Annotated in this window: 1 pseudogene; it reads left to right on the top strand. The window is 74.9% G+C overall.

What is annotated here, in order from left to right:
- Positions 1–1,265 (top strand): annotated as a pseudogene (locus F3J18_RS37390) (ATP-dependent DNA helicase); the annotation flags it as partial.

The raw sequence follows: 1,265 nt of genomic DNA, 5'->3' as shown, positions 1-1,265 counted from the left end.
CGGCTGCCTCGCGGGCGATCCACACGGCGCGCTCAACGGCCGCGCTCGCGCAGGACGCCGCCACCGACGCGAGTACACGCGCCAAGGCCGCGACCAAGGCGACCAAGGCCGGCGCGGCGAAATCCGCCTCGCGCGCGGCGCTCGATCCGAACCCCGCCGCCAAGGCCAGGCCCGGCGCCGAGCCCCCGCCGGCAGGCACTGCCCCGCCCGCCCCCTCGACGGCCCACGACACGCCCGAGCCCAGCCGCCTGGCCCCCGCGCTCGACTGGCTGACCGGCACGCTCGGCCTCGCGCCGGAAGCCGCCCGGCAGATCGTCGAGTACCTGGCCCGCTCGCGCGCCGCGCTCGGCGCGCTGCCGACCCAGCGCACCCTGGTGATGGAGCGCTTCTTCGACGAATCGGGCGGCACCCAGCTGGTGATCCATTCGCCCTTCGGCAACCGCGTCAACCGCGCCTGGGGCCTGGCGCTGCGCAAGCGCTTCTGCCGCGCCTTCAATTTCGAGCTGCAGGCCGCGGCCACCGACGACGCCATCATCCTGTCGCTCTCGCTCGCGCACAGCTTCGAGCTGGCCGAGGTCTGGCGCTACCTGCGCGCGGCCAGCGCCGAGCACGTGCTGGTGCAGGCCCTGCTCGACGCGCCTCTGTTCGGCGTGCGCTGGCGCTGGAACGCCACCACCTCGCTGGCGCTGCCGCGCTATACCGGCGGGCGCCGCACCGCGCCGCAACTGCAGCGCATGAAGAGCGAGGACCTGCTCGCCACGGTGTTCCCGGACCAGGTGGCCTGCATCGAGAACATCGTCGGCGAGCGCGAGGTTCCCCATCACCCGCTGGTCGACCAGACGCTCGACGACTGCCTGCACGAGGCGCTCGACACCGAGGCCTGGCTGGCCCTGCTGCGCCGCATCGAGGCCGGCGAGGTGGAACTGGTGGCGCGCGACCTGCCGGCGCCCTCGCCGCTGGCCGCCGAGATCCTCAACGCCAAGCCCTATGCCTTCCTCGACGATGCGCCGCTCGAGGAACGCCGCACCCAGGCGGTGCTGGCGCGCCGCTGGAGCGACCCGGAATCGGCCGACGACCTGGGCGCGCTCGATGCCGAGGCGATCGCCGCGGTGCGCGAGGAAGCCTGGCCGCTGGTGCGCGATGCCGACGAGGTGCACGACGCGCTGGTCAGCCTGGCCTGCGTGGCCGACAGGGAAGCGCGCGCGCACGACGGCTGGCAGGCGGCGCTCGCCAGGCTCGTGGCGGGCCGGCGCGTGGCCGCGCTG

Origin of the sequence: Burkholderia sp. Ax-1720, assembly GCF_011753035.1 — a bacterium.
GTDB lineage: Bacteria > Pseudomonadota > Gammaproteobacteria > Burkholderiales > Burkholderiaceae > Burkholderia > Burkholderia gladioli.
The sequence above is the reverse complement of the archived record's forward strand: the minus strand, read 5'-3'. Positions and strand labels throughout refer to the sequence as shown.